The organism is Xylanibacter brevis ATCC 19188, from assembly GCF_000621725.1.
Lineage (GTDB): Bacteria > Bacteroidota > Bacteroidia > Bacteroidales > Bacteroidaceae > Prevotella > Prevotella brevis.
In genome coordinates this window covers 41,978-57,619 of sequence record NZ_JHXM01000010.1, presented here as the reverse complement: position 1 = coordinate 57,619, position 15,642 = coordinate 41,978, and the positions used below count along the sequence as shown (strand labels likewise).

The 15,642-nt window shown below is 49.3% G+C and carries 15 protein-coding genes and 4 tRNA genes; 4 read left to right on the top strand and 15 right to left on the bottom strand.

The window, feature by feature from the left end:
• Positions 1–59: 59 nt before the first annotated feature.
• The 14 genes from tuf to T433_RS0106570 all read right to left on the bottom strand — a co-directional run bounded on the left by tuf (position 60) and on the right by T433_RS0106570 (position 10,020).
• On the bottom strand, positions 60–1,244 hold the full coding sequence (tuf, locus tag T433_RS0106640) for an elongation factor Tu (RefSeq protein ID WP_027455303.1): 1,185 nt from the start codon (positions 1,242–1,244) through the stop codon (positions 60–62).
• A 66-nt stretch (positions 1,245–1,310) separates the two neighbouring features.
• Positions 1,311–1,382, bottom strand: a tRNA-Thr gene (locus tag T433_RS0106635).
• Between the two features lie 12 nt (positions 1,383–1,394).
• A tRNA-Gly gene (locus T433_RS0106630) sits at positions 1,395–1,467 on the bottom strand.
• A gap of 18 nt (positions 1,468–1,485) precedes the next feature.
• Positions 1,486–1,568, bottom strand: a tRNA-Tyr gene (locus tag T433_RS0106625).
• Between the two features lie 49 nt (positions 1,569–1,617).
• Positions 1,618–1,691, bottom strand: a tRNA-Thr gene (locus T433_RS0106620).
• Between the two features lie 101 nt (positions 1,692–1,792).
• On the bottom strand, positions 1,793–2,092 hold the full coding sequence (gene hpf / locus T433_RS0106615) for a ribosome hibernation-promoting factor, HPF/YfiA family (protein WP_027448956.1): 300 nt from the start codon (positions 2,090–2,092) through the stop codon (positions 1,793–1,795).
• Positions 2,093–2,130: 38 nt separating this feature from the next.
• The gene (locus T433_RS0106610; protein ID WP_027455302.1) at positions 2,131–3,006 is read right to left on the bottom strand and encodes a tyrosine-type recombinase/integrase; all 876 of its coding nucleotides are present in this window, start codon (positions 3,004–3,006) and stop codon (positions 2,131–2,133) included.
• Between the two features lie 95 nt (positions 3,007–3,101).
• Positions 3,102–3,293 (bottom strand): 30S ribosomal protein S21, encoded by a 192-nt coding sequence (gene rpsU / locus T433_RS0106605; protein ID WP_027448954.1) that lies wholly within the window; start codon positions 3,291–3,293, stop codon positions 3,102–3,104.
• Positions 3,294–3,895: 602 nt separating this feature from the next.
• The gene (locus tag T433_RS0106595) at positions 3,896–5,200 is read right to left on the bottom strand and encodes a DUF58 domain-containing protein (protein ID WP_027448953.1); all 1,305 of its coding nucleotides are present in this window, start codon (positions 5,198–5,200) and stop codon (positions 3,896–3,898) included.
• A gap of 20 nt (positions 5,201–5,220) precedes the next feature.
• On the bottom strand, positions 5,221–6,198 hold the full coding sequence (locus tag T433_RS0106590) for an AAA family ATPase (RefSeq protein WP_027455301.1): 978 nt from the start codon (positions 6,196–6,198) through the stop codon (positions 5,221–5,223).
• A gap of 4 nt (positions 6,199–6,202) precedes the next feature.
• A complete protein-coding gene (locus tag T433_RS0106585) occupies positions 6,203–7,432 on the bottom strand; it encodes a DUF4350 domain-containing protein (RefSeq protein WP_027455300.1) in 1,230 nt (409 codons plus the stop codon).
• Positions 7,429–8,019, bottom strand: coding sequence for a DUF4129 domain-containing protein (locus T433_RS14860; RefSeq protein WP_044109408.1), 591 nt, complete (start codon positions 8,017–8,019; stop codon positions 7,429–7,431). The genes T433_RS0106585 and T433_RS14860 overlap by 4 nt, the downstream gene beginning before the upstream one ends.
• 59 nt (positions 8,020–8,078) lie before the next feature.
• Positions 8,079–9,077, bottom strand: a complete 999-nt coding sequence (locus tag T433_RS0106575) for a hypothetical protein (protein WP_027455299.1) — start codon at positions 9,075–9,077, stop codon at positions 8,079–8,081.
• Positions 9,052–10,020 (bottom strand): stage II sporulation protein M, encoded by a 969-nt coding sequence (locus T433_RS0106570; RefSeq protein ID WP_027455298.1) that lies wholly within the window; start codon positions 10,018–10,020, stop codon positions 9,052–9,054. The genes T433_RS0106575 and T433_RS0106570 overlap by 26 nt, the downstream gene beginning before the upstream one ends.
• Before the next feature lie 120 nt (positions 10,021–10,140).
• Between T433_RS0106570 and T433_RS0106565 the strand changes: the two genes are divergently transcribed.
• Positions 10,141–10,854 (top strand): RDD family protein, encoded by a 714-nt coding sequence (locus tag T433_RS0106565; RefSeq protein ID WP_027455297.1) that lies wholly within the window; start codon positions 10,141–10,143, stop codon positions 10,852–10,854.
• Here the strand turns inward: T433_RS0106565 and T433_RS0106560 are convergent, their stop codons facing one another.
• Complete coding sequence (locus T433_RS0106560) at positions 10,855–12,633, bottom strand: aminopeptidase P family protein (protein WP_027455296.1); 1,779 nt, start codon at positions 12,631–12,633, stop codon at positions 10,855–10,857.
• Positions 12,634–13,263: 630 nt separating this feature from the next.
• Between T433_RS0106560 and T433_RS14855 the strand changes: the two genes are divergently transcribed.
• The 3 genes from T433_RS14855 to T433_RS0106540 are packed head-to-tail and all read left to right on the top strand — an operon-like array spanning position 13,264 to position 15,640.
• Complete coding sequence (locus T433_RS14855; RefSeq protein ID WP_162164184.1) at positions 13,264–14,268, top strand: TolB family protein; 1,005 nt, start codon at positions 13,264–13,266, stop codon at positions 14,266–14,268.
• A 24-nt stretch (positions 14,269–14,292) separates the two neighbouring features.
• The gene (locus tag T433_RS0106545; RefSeq protein WP_155808416.1) at positions 14,293–14,868 is read left to right on the top strand and encodes a hypothetical protein; all 576 of its coding nucleotides are present in this window, start codon (positions 14,293–14,295) and stop codon (positions 14,866–14,868) included.
• A 19-nt stretch (positions 14,869–14,887) separates the two neighbouring features.
• The gene (locus T433_RS0106540) at positions 14,888–15,640 is read left to right on the top strand and encodes a hypothetical protein (RefSeq protein ID WP_155808415.1); all 753 of its coding nucleotides are present in this window, start codon (positions 14,888–14,890) and stop codon (positions 15,638–15,640) included.
• Positions 15,641–15,642: the final 2 nt, after the last annotated feature.

Here is a 15,642-nt window from a genome sequence, read left to right as displayed (position 1 = left end):
TTGTTATATTATCTAGTGTATAGGCATCATCGGCAAGCCGAATGACCTATGTTCTAGAATTAGTCTTCGAAGACCTCTGTGATCTGACCAGAACCTACGGTACGACCACCCTCGCGGATAGCGAAACGCAGACCCTTGTTCAGTGCTACGGCGTAGATGAGCTCAACGGTGATCTCAACGTTATCACCAGGCATTACCATCTCAACACCCTCGGGGAGATGAATCTCACCGGTGCAGTCCATAGTACGGAGGTAGAACTGAGGACGATACTTGTTTCCGAATGGAGTGTGACGACCACCCTCTTCCTTCTTCAGAACGTAGATAGAAGCCTTGAACTTCTTGAAAGGCTTGATCTGTCCGGGATGGCAGAGAACCATACCACGCTTGATCTCGTTCTTATCGATACCACGGAGCAGCAGACCTACGTTATCACCAGCCTGACCCTCATCGAGGAGCTTGCGGAACATCTCAACACCAGTTACAACTGAGTTCTTATCCTCACCAAGACCGAGCAGCTCAACAGCGTCACCAACGTGGATAACACCAGTCTCGATACGACCAGTAGCAACAGTACCACGGCCAGTGATTGAGAACACATCCTCAACAGGCATCAAGAAAGGCTTGTCGGTAGCACGAGGAGGCTCCTGAATCCATGTGTCGCAGGTATCCATCAGCTCCATTACCTTCTTCTCCCACTTCTCAACACCATTCAGTGCGCCGAGTGCAGAACCGCGGATGATAGGAGTCTCGTCCTCGAACTCGTACTGAGAAAGGATCTCCTGAACCTCCATCTCAACGAGCTCCAGCATTTCCTCATCCTCAACCATATCACACTTGTTCAGGAATACAACCAGACGGGGAACGTTTACCTGACGAGCGAGCAGAACGTGCTCACGAGTCTGAGGCATAGGACCGTCGGTAGCAGCTACAACAAGGATAGCACCGTCCATCTGAGCAGCACCAGTTACCATGTTCTTAACGTAGTCAGCGTGTCCTGGGCAGTCAACGTGTGCATAGTGACGAGTAGCAGTCTCGTACTCTACGTGTGCAGTGTTGATAGTGATACCACGCTCCTTCTCCTCGGGAGCATTGTCGATCTGGTCGAAAGACTTAACCTCAGAAAGACCAGCCTTAGCCAGTACAGTTGTAATAGCAGCGGTCAGAGTAGTCTTACCGTGGTCAACGTGACCAATAGTACCAATGTTTACGTGCGGTTTGGTGCGCACAAATGTCTCTTTTGCCATTGTTTTGTTGTTTTATTAATATTGATTTAATTACTATGTTTTTGCTCCTCCTTATTTCCTCGAGAGAGCTGTAACTGAGAGTTGAACTCAGGACCTCTTCCTTACCAAGGAAGTGCTCTACCACTGAGCTATTACAGCATTTGTTTATAGAGCGGAAAACGGGGCTCAAACCCGCGACCCCCAGCTTGGAAGGCTAGTGCTCTATCAACTGAGCTATTTCCGCAAAAACATCTCTTGAGAGTGGGTGCTGATGGATTCGAACCACCGAAGTCGAAAGACAGCAGATTTACAGTCTGCCCCATTTGGCCACTCTGGAAAACACCCAAAATCTTTGCGTCCCAACTTGTCGAGCGCTTGCTTTTCACTCTTGTAGAGCCTCTTGTCGGATTCGAACCAACGACCCCGAGATTACAAATCACGTGCTCTGGCCAACTGAGCTAAAGAGGCTTTGTAAAGCAGCCGCTCTCGTTTCAGATTTACGACCTGTTGGAAAACGGCTGCAAAGTTACGACTTATTTTTGAATTACCAAAACTTTTCCAAGTTTTTTTTAGTAATTTCTCAATTTTTCCTTGAATTTCTGCAGTTGCACCTTCATTGTGTCAACGCAGAGGTCTATACTCTCTTCAAATGTGTCGCTTACCTTCTCTACATGTAATGTATTTCCAGGCACAGCCACTGACAAGCTCGCTTCTTTATTTTGAGCGGTTGCAGGCTTCACGACCTTTAATTGCACCTCTACTTTCTGAATATCTTCGTACGACTTTTCTAACTTGGCGACTTTCTTCTCAACAAACGCCTCTAATTTCTCGGTAGCGTCGAAATGGATCGACTGAATCTTAATTTCCATAGTTACCTCCTATTATTTTAAAAGTTAAACTATAAAGATCAACCCCTAGGGTGGGATTCTTTGTAAATTCGCCTCAACTGCTCAAACGTGGTGTGCGTATAGATCTCGGTTGTCTCCAGGCTTTCATGTCCCAGCAACTTCCTGACGCTTTCCAGTCCGGCATCGTGATTCAGCATAGCCGTGGCGAAGCTGTGACGTAGCACATGCGGCGAGCGTTTCTTCAGGGTCGATACCTGTTGCAACTGTTCTCTCACAATATTATATACTGTAGTCTGAGAGATGCGCTGCCCATTTCGTCCCAGAAAGAGAGCCTTAGACTGTTTATCCACCTGTTCGTCGCGAACGGCCATATAGTTTTTCAACTGTGCGGCCATCTCTTCGCCGAAAGGTATCAGACGTTGCTTATTGCGCTTACCAGTCACTTTCAACTGCATCGCAGCAAAATCCACATCGTCATCGTCCAGGCCTATCAACTCTGCCCTTCGCAATCCCGCCTCATAGAGTAATATAATAATGGTACGCGCACGTACCGTCTTATAATCATCTCCACAGGCCGCATCCAATAGTACATCCATCTGCCCTTCTTTCACGAATTGTGGTAAGGGCTTCTGCTTCTTGGGTGCCTGCACCTGATGTGCGGGATCCTTCTTGACCAATCCTCTGGCGAGGGCGAACCTATAGAACGAGCGAACTGCTGAGAGTCCGGTGCCTACGGTTGTAGCCTTGTCGCCTCTGTCCATCATGTCTTCCATCCAAGAACGGATCACATCGGCATCCACCGATACCCAATCCAGACTATCCTCCTTGCTCTTGAAGTATGCTTCAAAGTGTTTTAGACTTTTCTCATACGTCAGAACGGTCAGCTCACTGCGATTCCGTTCGTAGCGCAAGTAATTGAGGAAGAGGTCAATCATTTCACGTTGCTGTTGCTTAAAGTACCATTTATAGTGGTTTTCGGCAACGAATTTACGGAAATTTTATGAAACTACCAAATTTTCAAGAGAAAATTTTATTCCTCGTTGGTGCGAAGCTGCTGAACGTAGATGGCATGCTCCATCTTCAGGCGCTTCAGGACAGAGGGCTTGTCAAACTGCTGACGACGACGCAGCTCCTTAACAACACCTGTCTTCTCAAACTTTCTCTTAAACTTCTTGAGGGCTCTTTCAATGTTTTCGCCTTCTTTTACGGGTACAATAATCATACTGTTTTTTGACTTTAATTGTTTAAAATGTTATACATTAGCGCATAGTTCGGGCATAGTGCACACGAAATGCGGGTGCAAAGGTACTACTTTTCCAGGAAACTGCCAAGCTTTTAGCGAGTTTTTTGCTGTTTTTGTGATAGTTACGTCTTTTTGGCTCCTATTCTTCCTGCGCCTAAACTGCCCTCAAACAGCCCTTGCAAACGTCCTTCCCTACCCCGTCGAAGCGCCGATGCCAGCAGAACCTTGCTGGATTATAGAAGTATTAGTTTCATACAACAAGAGTATTGGTTTTAATATCAATACTTCAACTCTTTACGAGCTATCGTGGCACTTTCGTGAATGGTCTAGCCCCTGGAATGGCGCATTCTAGCCCCTAGATGCGGTCAATCTAGCCCCTGCATGGAGTCGGTCTAGCCCCTGGATGCGACCATTCCAGCCCCTAGAACGACACCAAAACCTTTAGTATTGCATGACAAAAGTGGCACTTTTGCGCGTCAATAGCTATTGTTTAACGAAGCAAAAGCGGCAGTTTCGCAAATCAGCATCCGCCATATAGCGAAAAAAGAGCGGATGCGGAGTGAGCATAAAGAGCAAAAGTTTTAGAACTTTGACTTAATCTCCAGATATTTGTTGATGACCTCTACCGACAGATTTTTCGGTGTGGTGAGCAGCGACTGGATGCCGTACTGACGCAAGGTCTGCACGATGGTGCGCTGCTCGTATTGGAACTTCTCGGCGATGACATGCTGATAGACCGACTCCACGGTGCGCGCCTCGGTGGTGACGTATTCTCGGAGCTCTTCATCGGCAAAGAACACCACAAGCAGACGGTGGCGAAGGGCCAACTGGCGCAGGAACGGTAGCTGGCGGCGAAGGGCAGCCATCGAGGTGAACGAGGTGAAGAGCACCAGCAGCGAACGGCGGTTCACGTGCTTGGCCAGTCCCACGAGCAGCGCCGAATAGTCGGTCTCGCCAAAGACGGTCTGCTCGGCATAGAGTGTCTCCTGCATGGTCTGCATGTGGCCGGGCTGGTTGGAGGCCGGCACGAAGGTCTCAAACTGGTCGGCAAAGGTGATGAGTCCCGCCTTATCCTGTTTGTTGACCGCCACAAACGACAGCACCAGCGAGGCATTGATGGCATAGTCGAGCAGCGTCATATCCTGAAAGGCCTGTTGCATCATGCGCCCTTTGTCGATGATGGCATACACATGCTGAGCCCGCTCCTCCTGATAGACGTTCACCATCAGTTGGTGGCGGCGGGCGGTGGCGCGCCAGTTGATGGTGCGATAGTCATCGCCCACAACATAATCTTTGATCTGATCGAAGTCCGTGTTATGACCAATGCGGCGAATGCGCTTGATGCCCATCTCCGTGAGGTTGTTGCTGATGGCCAGCAGTTCGTACTGGCGCAGCATCATATACGAGGGATAGACCTTCACATCACGAGCCTCATCGCAGGTGTAGCGGCGCTGCACCAGGGCCAGACGGGTGGCAGCGAAGACACGCACGCGACCGAAACCATAGACGCCTCGATGCGTGGGGCGCAACTGATACTTCACTGTGGCCTCGCCCTTGGCAGGTAATGCCGCACGGAAACTCACGTTGCGCCGCTGGAAGACGAAGGGTATCTCGTCGATGACCTCGACATCCACAGGGAAGCCATAGTTGCTCTCCAGACGGATGCGCACATCATTGTCATCACCATTAGAAAAACGTTCCGACATTAGTCGCATGGCCGTGATGCCCCGTCGGCTCCACAGCAGCCACACATCGGCAGCCACAACGATGGAGAGCAACAGCAACAAGACCCTGCCCACCACGAACAAAGGCGCGATGGCAAAGCCAGCAGCCGTCAGCAGGATGACGACTGTCATCAGCAGATAGAAGCGACGAGTCAGAAACATCTTTCCTTTTACCTTATTATTTATTTAGGAACCTCCACTTTCTCCATCAGACGATGGATGGCTTTCAAGGGGGTGATGCCCTCCATCTCGGCCTCGGCCGTGAGGATGATGCGGTGCTGCAGCACGCTGGGCACCACAAAGTGCACATCGTCGGGGGCCACGAAGTCACGTCCCTCCAACAGGGCATGGGCTTTAGAGGCCTGCAGGATGGCCACCGATGCACGGGGTGAGGCACCGAGGAACACCGCCTTGCTCTCGCGCGTCTGTTGCACGATGCCAGCAATGTAGCGCAGCAACACAGGGTCCACAAACACCTGTTGCAACATCTGTCGCAGTTCTATCAGTTCGTCTTTGGTTAGCACGGGCTTCACCTCGTCGAGCGAGGTCAGTCGAGTGTTCTCATGATGACGCTGCAGGATGGCCACCTCCTCGTCTATCGAGGGATAGCCCATGGTCAGCTTCATCATAAAGCGGTCGGTCTGTGCCTCGGGCAGTTTATAAGTACCTTCCTGTTCTACAGGGTTTTGCGTAGCCAGGATGGTATAGAACTGTCCCATCTGATGGGTCTCACCGTCGATGGTGACCTGTCGTTCCTCCATCACCTCGAAGAGGGCGGCCTGCGTCTTGGCGGGCGCACGGTTGATCTCGTCCACCAGCACCACGTCGGCAAACACAGGACCGGCGTGGAAGTCGAACTCAGACGTCTTCATGTTGAACACGTTGGTGCCCAGCACATCGCTAGGCATCAGGTCGGGCGTGAACTGCACACGACTGAAGCGGGCGTCTATCAACTTAGACACCAGGCGGGCCAGCAGCGTCTTGGCCACACCGGGCACACCCTCTATCAGCACATGACCATTGGCCAGAATGGCTGTCAGCAACAGTGTCACAGCCTCATCCTGTCCGACGATGACCTGCGAGATCTGCTTGCGCAGCTCGTTGATACGCTCGGCAAAAGCCGTCAGGTCTATTCTTTGTTCGTTGTTCTCTTGTGTCATATATCTATAGGTTTTGAGTCATTTCATTCAAATCGGCAATGTGTGCCTTCAGTTCTTTGTCGCTGACGTCGTACATCCCCGAAGCTGCCACCTTGGCATTGATCACGATATCGTTGAGTCGCTGGCCATCCATACCGGTGAGTCTCACCAGCAGGTCCATGTTCTTCTTCATGGATTGTTCGTCCATGATGTCCACGCCCGTCTCGCGGCGCACCGTCTCAGCCGTGTAGCTTAGTTTCTTCTTGATGAGGTCGGCATGGTTATGCTCCTGCCAATAGAGGCTGCCAATGAGTTTCACGAACTCCAAGTTGCGATTCTCAGGGGCCTTTACCACTGGTATGGCGCGCTGACGGCGGCGGGCGGTGAACACCATTAATAATAAAATGGTGATAACCGACAGGTAGAGTGCCCAGCGCAATGGGGGCTTTTGCAGGAGCACATAGAAGGGCGATATCTGGTTGTGGGCCGTAGCCTGCATGTATCTCTGTGTGCGGACGACGTGCAGATGCTTCATATGGTCTAGCAATCGACCGATGACTGCCGAGCTACCATCATCGAGCATCGTATAGTTGGTCATCAGCAACGGGGCCGACAGCACAATCAGTTCACCTTTGCCCACTGGGAACGACGCCGCCACTACACACGTGTCGCTAAGGTTGTTAGCAGATACCATTTCGTATTGCAACAGCGGTGTGCACACGGCATTCTCATCCAAAATGATGCGTTCCGTAATCAACTTATTATATACGGAATAGACAGCTGGATGATTGGCATAGCCACTTTCCTGCCCTATCCATCTCAGGCGACCTTTGACGGCGTCCTGACCAGTCATCTCGTTGAGAATAAAGCGGGTGCGCCACGTCACTTCAAAGTGCAACGAATCTTTCAAATCATTTGCGTTGCTACATCCCAACAGCACTACATGACCACGTTTGGCCAACCTATAGGCGCGTGATGCATCCGCCATGCGCTGGTCTGTCAGAGCGATGATGCCTATGGGGGCCTTTATCGTGCTATCCTCGAGCATCTCTCTGAAGGTGCTATTCTGCACTTCGTAGCCATGAGGCAGCGATGCCGACAGCACGCTGTCCATGATCATACAGCCGAAAGGCTGGTCGTCCTCATGACTGAACGAGTATTCCCAAGAGAAACGGCGGGGCATCTGGTATTCAATGGCGAACGCCACTGCCACCAGCAGTAATATCACGATGACAAACTTCACATTGATCTTCATGCCTCCTCACCTCCTTCCGTCGGTTGGTTGAGCCAGCGTTCAACATTCTCTTGCAGGATATTCATCCGCTCTGCCAGTTGCTTCGTGGCCGTGAAATTACCGTATCTCACACGCATGAACAGGTGCGACAGTTCTGTAAAGTCTTCCTGCCTTACCTCAGCCACATACTGTGTGGGTGTCTTAGAGGCCTGCCAGTTGACACGCCTTGCGTCGCTCAGCATCTTCAACGTCTGCAGATAGACCAGGCGCACCACCTGACCATAGTCCTCGCGCGCCATGGCTTCTTGTATCAACTGGACGAAGTCCACACCATAGATGGTATCTCCCTCGAGTTCATAGTCGAGCGCGTCGATGCGATGACTGCTGCTGAACAGCTTGAGGCGCTTTCGCCATACAAACCAGCCGACAGCAACAACGATCACCACCCCCAACGCAGCCAGGAGCCACTGCACCCTTTCGTCGTGCACTGCGGCAGAGAACAGTTCTTCGAACCATCCCATGACGACACGCTGCAGCCATTCCAGCAGACTTTCGCCACCGCCCATCAGTTCGCGGTTGTAGTCGTGCCGGCCATCCTGTTGCCACATGGCAACCTGCGCGCTGTCTATCTGTAAGGTATCGAGAGCCTCCAAGGTCTTATCTGCAATTAGACGTTATCGAACTGGTCAAAATGGTCAATATGTTGGGCAACGCCACGTCCGTCGATTTTGTCGGCAGCATGACCATACTGGATAGTGATACCCACTATTGAGAGGGTCGAGGCAACCATCATACCAAAGCATTGAAGAATGCAGAACAGGTACTGCGTAAAGCTGAAAAGGAACGAGCCCGTCATGCCGGCATCACCATCGTGTGCCAACGTAAAGATATGTTTAGTGATAATCATCACATACCAAGGCATCGTGGTGACCATCTCGAAAATGGTACTCACAAGTCCTATCACAAACGACACAGCAAACACGCCTGCCCATGTAGCAAAGCCCAAGCGGAAGGCCTTCATAAAGGCATTGACAACTGAGCATTCTGGCTCCAGCATATAGATGGGCGTCACCAGCAGTAGGGGTATTGTCACAGCGACAACGGCCAAGATAATGAACAGATATATCGGGAGAATGGCAAAGCGCATGCTGCTAAACAGGAAGGTGAGGCCTACTAATACCACCACCAGCGCAATCGAAGCCACGATGCACAGCACCAGTGTCACCAGCGACAAAACGAGGGAACGCTTTGCATAATACCATAGGCGGGGGTTCAGCTCCTCGAAACTGACTTCCGTCATTTTCTTATCGGTGAAGAAAACGAAGTAAATCACGGCATAGACTACTGCACTGAGAGCTATAAAGGCCGCTCCGTAGCAGACAAAAGTGCCAAACAGATTGATGAACCACTCCAATATATTGTCATAGTTACGATAAAGGCCTGATCCATACATGGTAACTCCCATCATGCCAGTAAGCATGCCAGAATAATCGGAAACGAGATTATTCGTAAAGAAGGCCAGTATCACACTGATTGGCAGCAACAGATAGGTCTCGTAGCGCAACAGCAAGCGCCAGTTGCTGCGGATAAATTCTATGGTGTCCGACAATTTCCTTCCGAAGTCTCGTGTAACGTAGAGTTCAGTTTGTAGTTTTTCCTGATTCATGATGTTTTAAATATGGTAATACAACAAAATAATAGACAATAAAAAGAGCCGAGAACGCGATGATGCCTAGGCGCCATGCATCGCCCATGTCCACATGGCGAGTGGCAAAACTCTCGATAAAGCCAGCCACGATGAACACAGGCACCGTACCAACAACAATCTTCAAACCGCGTTTCACACCCCGGCGGAAGGCATCCATACGGGAATAAGTGCCGGGAAACAGCCATCCATTGCCCATGGCCAGACCGGCAGCACCGGCAATGACGATGGCAGAAATCTCCAGCGTGCCGTGCAACCAGATGGCCAATGCCGACTCATAGAGCAGCCCATGCTGAGCAAAGAAGGTTTGAAAAGCACCCAGCATCACCGCGTTCCGCATGAGAAGAAAACCCGTACCAAGACTTGTAAAGATGCCCATGACAAAGATAAAGAAAGACACCCTGACATTGTTCAGGGTAATCTGTACAAACATCGCACCCTCTTCCGTACTATCATAGACCGCCATCGGCGACCCCTTAGCGATATTGTCGAGCGTCATATCCACATAGCTATCGCCCATGATGAGGCGCGAGAACTCTGGATCGAACCATTGCGACAAAGCACCAACAAAGGAGAACAGCAGAAAAATCAGCAGTGACCAGCGCAACTCGCGACGGGCATCCCACATAGTGGCGGGCACCTCTTGGGTCCAAAACGTATAGATACGGGTCCAGCGCTCACGCTTGTTGCGGTATATCTTGTTGTGTATAGATATACCGAGGTTGTTCAAATAGAGCGTGATACGTGACTGTGGATAGTGTGTCTGTGAGAAAGCCAGGTCTGAAGTAACGTCGATATAAGCATCTGCCAAATCATCAGGCGTAGAAAAGACCTCTTCTTCGAGCACCTTTTCATAACGTCTCCATTTGTCAAGGTTTTGTCTGATAAAAGTTACTTCTTTCACTGACGGTTATTGGATTGACTAATTTCGTGGGCAAAAGTATATAAAAAAACTTATACTTGCAACGATTTTAAAGAAAAAACACTAATTTTGCAGCGATTTCAAACTAAACCTTGCCAAAATATGTCGGAACCAAGTTTTCTTACAGGACAATACGTGCAACTGCAGCTGACACCCGCCAGTGTGGGCGACCGCATCGCTGCACAGTTGATAGACTGGTGCGTCATGCTGGCCTACGCAGTCTTGATGGCAAGGGTCCTGAAAGAACTGAATGCCGGATTCTCAACCAATATCTTAGTGGTGGTTCTGCCCTTATTTTTCTATACGCTGCTTTGCGAACTGTTCAACAACGGACAGTCGGTTGGAAAGATGCTGATGAAGACGCGCGTGGTGAAAGCCGATGGCTCGACACCGACCATTGGTGCTTTCCTGATTCGCTGGCTGATGTATCTGATTGACGGTCCTATGCTGAGCTATGCCGGTGTGCTGGTCATGATACTGAACCGACGCAACCAGCGCATAGGCGACATGGCCGCAGGCACAATGGTCGTCAAACTGAAAAAATACAAGGATATCCAGGTCAGCCTGGACGAGTATGACTTTCTGGAAAGCAACTACAAGCCGCGCTACCCGCAGGCTGCCGACCTATCGTTAGAGCAGATAGAGATTATCAGTCGCACACTGGCCATGAAAAACGATGACTTCCTGCCACGCACTGCCGCCCTGGCCAACAAGGTGGCACAGAAGCTGGGCATAGAGCGGCAGGAAGCCAGCGATACAGCATTCTTACAGCGCATCGTACGCGATTATCAGTACTATGCGCTTGAGGAAATCTAATTAAATCTTCGAGGTTTGTGCTCTGAGCCATTCGTTCTCTTCATCGTTTAGACAAGGAGAAAGACGCTCATAGACCAGAGCATGATAGTCGTTGAGCCATTGGCGCTCTTCGTCGGTCAGCATCTCCATCATGATGGGGCGCTTATCGATAGGACAAAGCGTGAGGGGCTCGAACTGCAGATAGCGGCCAAAGGCGGTCTCCATGGCCGGTACCACCAACAGCGTGTTTTCTACGCGGACACCAAACTTCCCTTCCAGATAGAGACCTGGCTCATCGGTGATGGTCATGCCGGCCACGAGCGGAGCTGGTTTCCATTCCATGCGGAACTGGTGGGGACCTTCGTGCACGTTGAGGTAGGATCCGACGCCATGGCCCGTGCCATGCAGGTAGTTCAGTCCTTCGCGCCACATATACTGGCGGGCCAGCACATCCAGTTGGGTGCCACTGGTGCCCTCAGGGAAGATGGCACGCGACAGGGCGATATGGCCTTTCAGCACCAGCGTATAGATCTTTTTCTCTTCGTCGGTCACCGGTCCTAAGGCTATGGTACGGGTGATGTCTGTCGTTCCGTCTTGATACTGAGCACCACTGTCCAACAGCAACAGTCCTTCGGGTTTCAGATGTATGGCCGTGGCGGGCGTTGCCTCATAATGCACAATGGCACCATGGGCAGCATAGCCTGCAATGGTATCGAAAGACAAGTCGCGATAGAGCGGTTGCTCGGCACGCAGGGCGGTGAGCTTCTCGTCAATGGTCAGCTCTGTCAACTGCGTCACGTCAGGATGCTCCGTCAGCCACTTCAAGAACTTCACCATCGCTACGCCGTCTCTCAGCATCGCTTTGTGGTAACCTTCTATCTCAACATCGTTCTTCAGCGTCTTCATGCGCTTCACGGGCGACTCGGACTCAACCACCTTTCTGGTCACCATCTGCGAGAGGGTGTAGTTCACCTCGTCGGGGTCCATCAGGATGTTGTATTCGAAATAGTGCTTCAGCCCATCGGCAATCTCTTCGTAGCCACGGATCATCACGCCCTCGGCAGCCAGATACGCCTTGACCTCGTCGGTCAGCTTTACGGGATTGACATAGAGCGTTGCTTCGACAGACGACACCAACAGATAGGCCACAAACAGCGGTGTGCAGTGCACATCGGTACCACGCAGGTTCAGCGTCCAGGCAATATCATCGAGCGATGCCATCAGCATACCGTTGGCATGCTGACGACGCAGAGCCTTTCGGATGCGCGCCAGTTTGTCGTGTGCCGTCTCGCCGGCATACTCCAGTGGTTGCAACTCAATCTTGTTCTCGGGGATGGCCGGACGATCCTGCCATATCTGCTTCAGCGGGTCTAGATTGGTGCGCAGCGTGAGTCCTCCCTGCTGACGCAGTTCCTGGATCAGGTCGCGCACATCGCGCGTCGAACTGACCATGCCATCGATGCCCACCTCGGGACTTTGGATGGTCTTCAGCTCTTGTCCCAGCCACTCTGCAATGGTCGGCGTACCAGGCATCTTCAGCTTCATCAACTGAAACTCGGTATCCTTGAGTTGGTCGGCGGCAGCAATGAAATAGCGGGAGTCTGTCCATAGCGCAGCACTGTGAAGCGTCACCACGGCAGTGCCTGCCGAACCATCGAACCCGCTGATCCACTCACGTCCCTTCCAGTGGTCGGGCACATACTCCCCCTGATGCGGATCGGTGCTGGGGAAAATAAAAGCGCTCAGATGCTCGCGGCGCATCAGTTCGCGGAGCGCTGTCAGTCGTTCTGATATCATCATTGATCTTTTTTCTTTTCTGCAATTAAACAAGATATCGCAAAATTAATACTTTTTCCCTCAACCGCCAAGGAAAAAGGAGTTTTTGTCATTGACCGGTGACCGTTGAACATTGAAAAGCGTTAGTTTTACGAGGCAATAGCAGCCTGGTCAATAACCAATAGTCAATGATCAATGAAACAAAAGTGCCACTTTTACGTCGCATCTAGAGTCTAGAAGTCAGCATTCTAAAGTCTAGAGCCGCTCCATCTAAAGTCTGGAATTGCTCCATCTAGAGTCTAGAATGACCGTTTCTAGAGTCTAGATGCGGAGCAAAACTTATACTATTGGAGGACAAAAGGGCCACTTTTAATTTGCAAAACGTACGGAGTAGGTCGTCCATTCAGGTCAAACTAAAGCATGAAACGACGACGGAGCCGGCGTTATCACAATTAAACGAGAGAAAGAGCTCGCGGTCTATCTCCCAGTAAAACATGATCTATATATTCAACACTCTGATAATAGCACAGAACAACATATATAAAAAAAATGACATAAAATTTGGAAAATACAAATATATCCTTTATATTTGCAGATAATAACTAGTAACCCAACTCATTGTCCATCAAAGGAATGGACTTTAATACCAACCTTATGAAGAAACTTTTTATACTTCAAGTGTTCACACTTTTCACCTTGGGCGTCTTTGCAGGCCATCCAATTGAAGAAACGATGCAGGAAGAGGTAGGACTAAACCTTCGAAAAATCACCGACGACAATTTGAGTTTAGGTCATATTTACACAACCAGGCCGTATTCGTTCCAGTCAAGCATCATTGGTTGCTCTGCCAAGCAGAAATTCTATTGGACTACATTCCGCCGCATGGACATCTCACCAGATGGCAACGAACTGGCCTACATTAACATCAGCGACAAAAAGGGCAATGTCATGATTAGAAAGGCTACGGTTATAAGCGCTGCTACACAACGTACGTTTCGTAATGTAGGAAGTGTCTCATGGGGAAGTGATGACAAGGTTTACTTTGCTGACTACACCAATGGCAGCAACAGTAAAATCTGTGTAATCAACTCGCATGCAGGTAGCGTGATGCAACAAATCACAAACGCAGCCAGTGATGACGATCCTATATTGGCTGCCGATGGAAAGACCCTATTCTTCACACGTTACGAAGGTAACGGCGGTGCATCAATATGGTCTTATAATCTGGAAGACGGCTCACTTATTTCTTGTGCAAGAGGATACAATCCTTGGCCCGTGGGCAACAGCAACGAAGAATTCCTTTGCGTGCGCAACACTGCCAGAGGTCAGAGTGAGATATGGCTCGTCAACTATGTAAAAGGTCAGGAAACGCTTATTCTCAGCGATGAAGAGAGAGGATTCACAAATCCCACCATGTCGCCAGACGGCAAATGGATAGTTTGTGAGGGCAACTCAAAATCAAGTGTCTCAAGGAAACAGAATCTCGACTTGTTTGCCGTTCGTATTGATGGCACGCAGTTCACCCAACTCACCTACCATCCTGCCATGGACTGCTGTCCAGTATTCTCAAAAGACGGAAAGACAATTTTCTTCTTGTCTAACCGCTCACAAAAGAAGACCATCCATTGCAATATCTGGAGTATGAAGTTCCCGTTCTAACACAATACTAAATCTTTTTATTTTATGAAGAAGACAATCTTTATCCTTAGTCTGCTTTGCATGATGATTGGTATCCAGCATGCAAATGCCCAGAGATACACAACAGCCAATTGGTGGAACACGCCGCCCGAAAGTTGGCAGTTTTTCGCAGGTGCAGACATAGCATTTCCTGGCAGTAGCCCCGCTTTTGGCGTGCATGCAGGTATGGTTAAGAACGTTGGTTTCTACGGCAGGATACTACTCAACGGAACATTGAAGGACGATTCGCATCAATATTCTGGTTATTATGAAGATATTGGCTATTACTACATGCTAAAAAACGGCAAAGCCAATCATGTATTTCAAGCTGCTACCATAGGTGGAATGCTGCGCTTATGGTGTCCTATTTATCTGAATTTAGGTGTAGGCTTGGCTAATAGCCAGGTTAGTTACAATCTTAGATATGGTGATTATATTGTTCGTGATAATGATACTTATGCTTTGGGTGGAGAAGCCGGTCTTTCTTTGCGTATCAACAATCTAATGATTGGTGCGGGATATATGAACTTTCACGGTGGAGATGTCGGAGCCGTATCATTCAACGTCTCGTATTGCTTTTAATCACTAAACAACAATGACTATGAAACAGATAAGAAACATTTATCATGCAATCATTCTCGGTCTACTAGTTGGAATGACAAGTTGCACAGACGTTCATGATATATCCGAGTGGTCTTTAAAACGCTTTCCCACAACAATAACTGCTGGAGATGCTACTGAGGTAAATGCGCAAACAGCATACATATCGTATGGCACTGATGACGGAAATACGAGCCGTGGCAGCGGATCTTATGGTAGTCTTGATGTGCGGTTATACGTAAGAAATGACACGGTATTTGAGCAATATTACAGAAAATATAATGTATCAAGTTCATCATATCCAAGATACAACGAATGGAAAATCGAAGGTCTGGAACCAAACACGACATACTATTACTGCGAGTATGTGAGTGATTATGCAGGACAAGTAGTACGTAGTGAGTGGAAAAAATTTACAACGCCCCAAGAAGCTGAAGTAGATTGCGCATGGCATGGAAAAAACGATGTTACATACATGTTTGACATTACCATCGAGAAGTTCAAGGGAACGCCAAAAGAAATCGGAATGTTGTATGGTACATCGTATAATTTGACTATGTCAAACTACGGCTTGAAATATACATATACCACCACGCCATCAAATCCAGACGGGATATCGCCATGGTATTTGTATTTCAATATACAACGCAGCGATTTTGACTACAACAATTACTCATGGTTCTACTATAGAGCCTATCTAAAAGACGAAAATAACAATTATTTCTTTAGCGATGTTAAGACTGCATATCCCTAAGA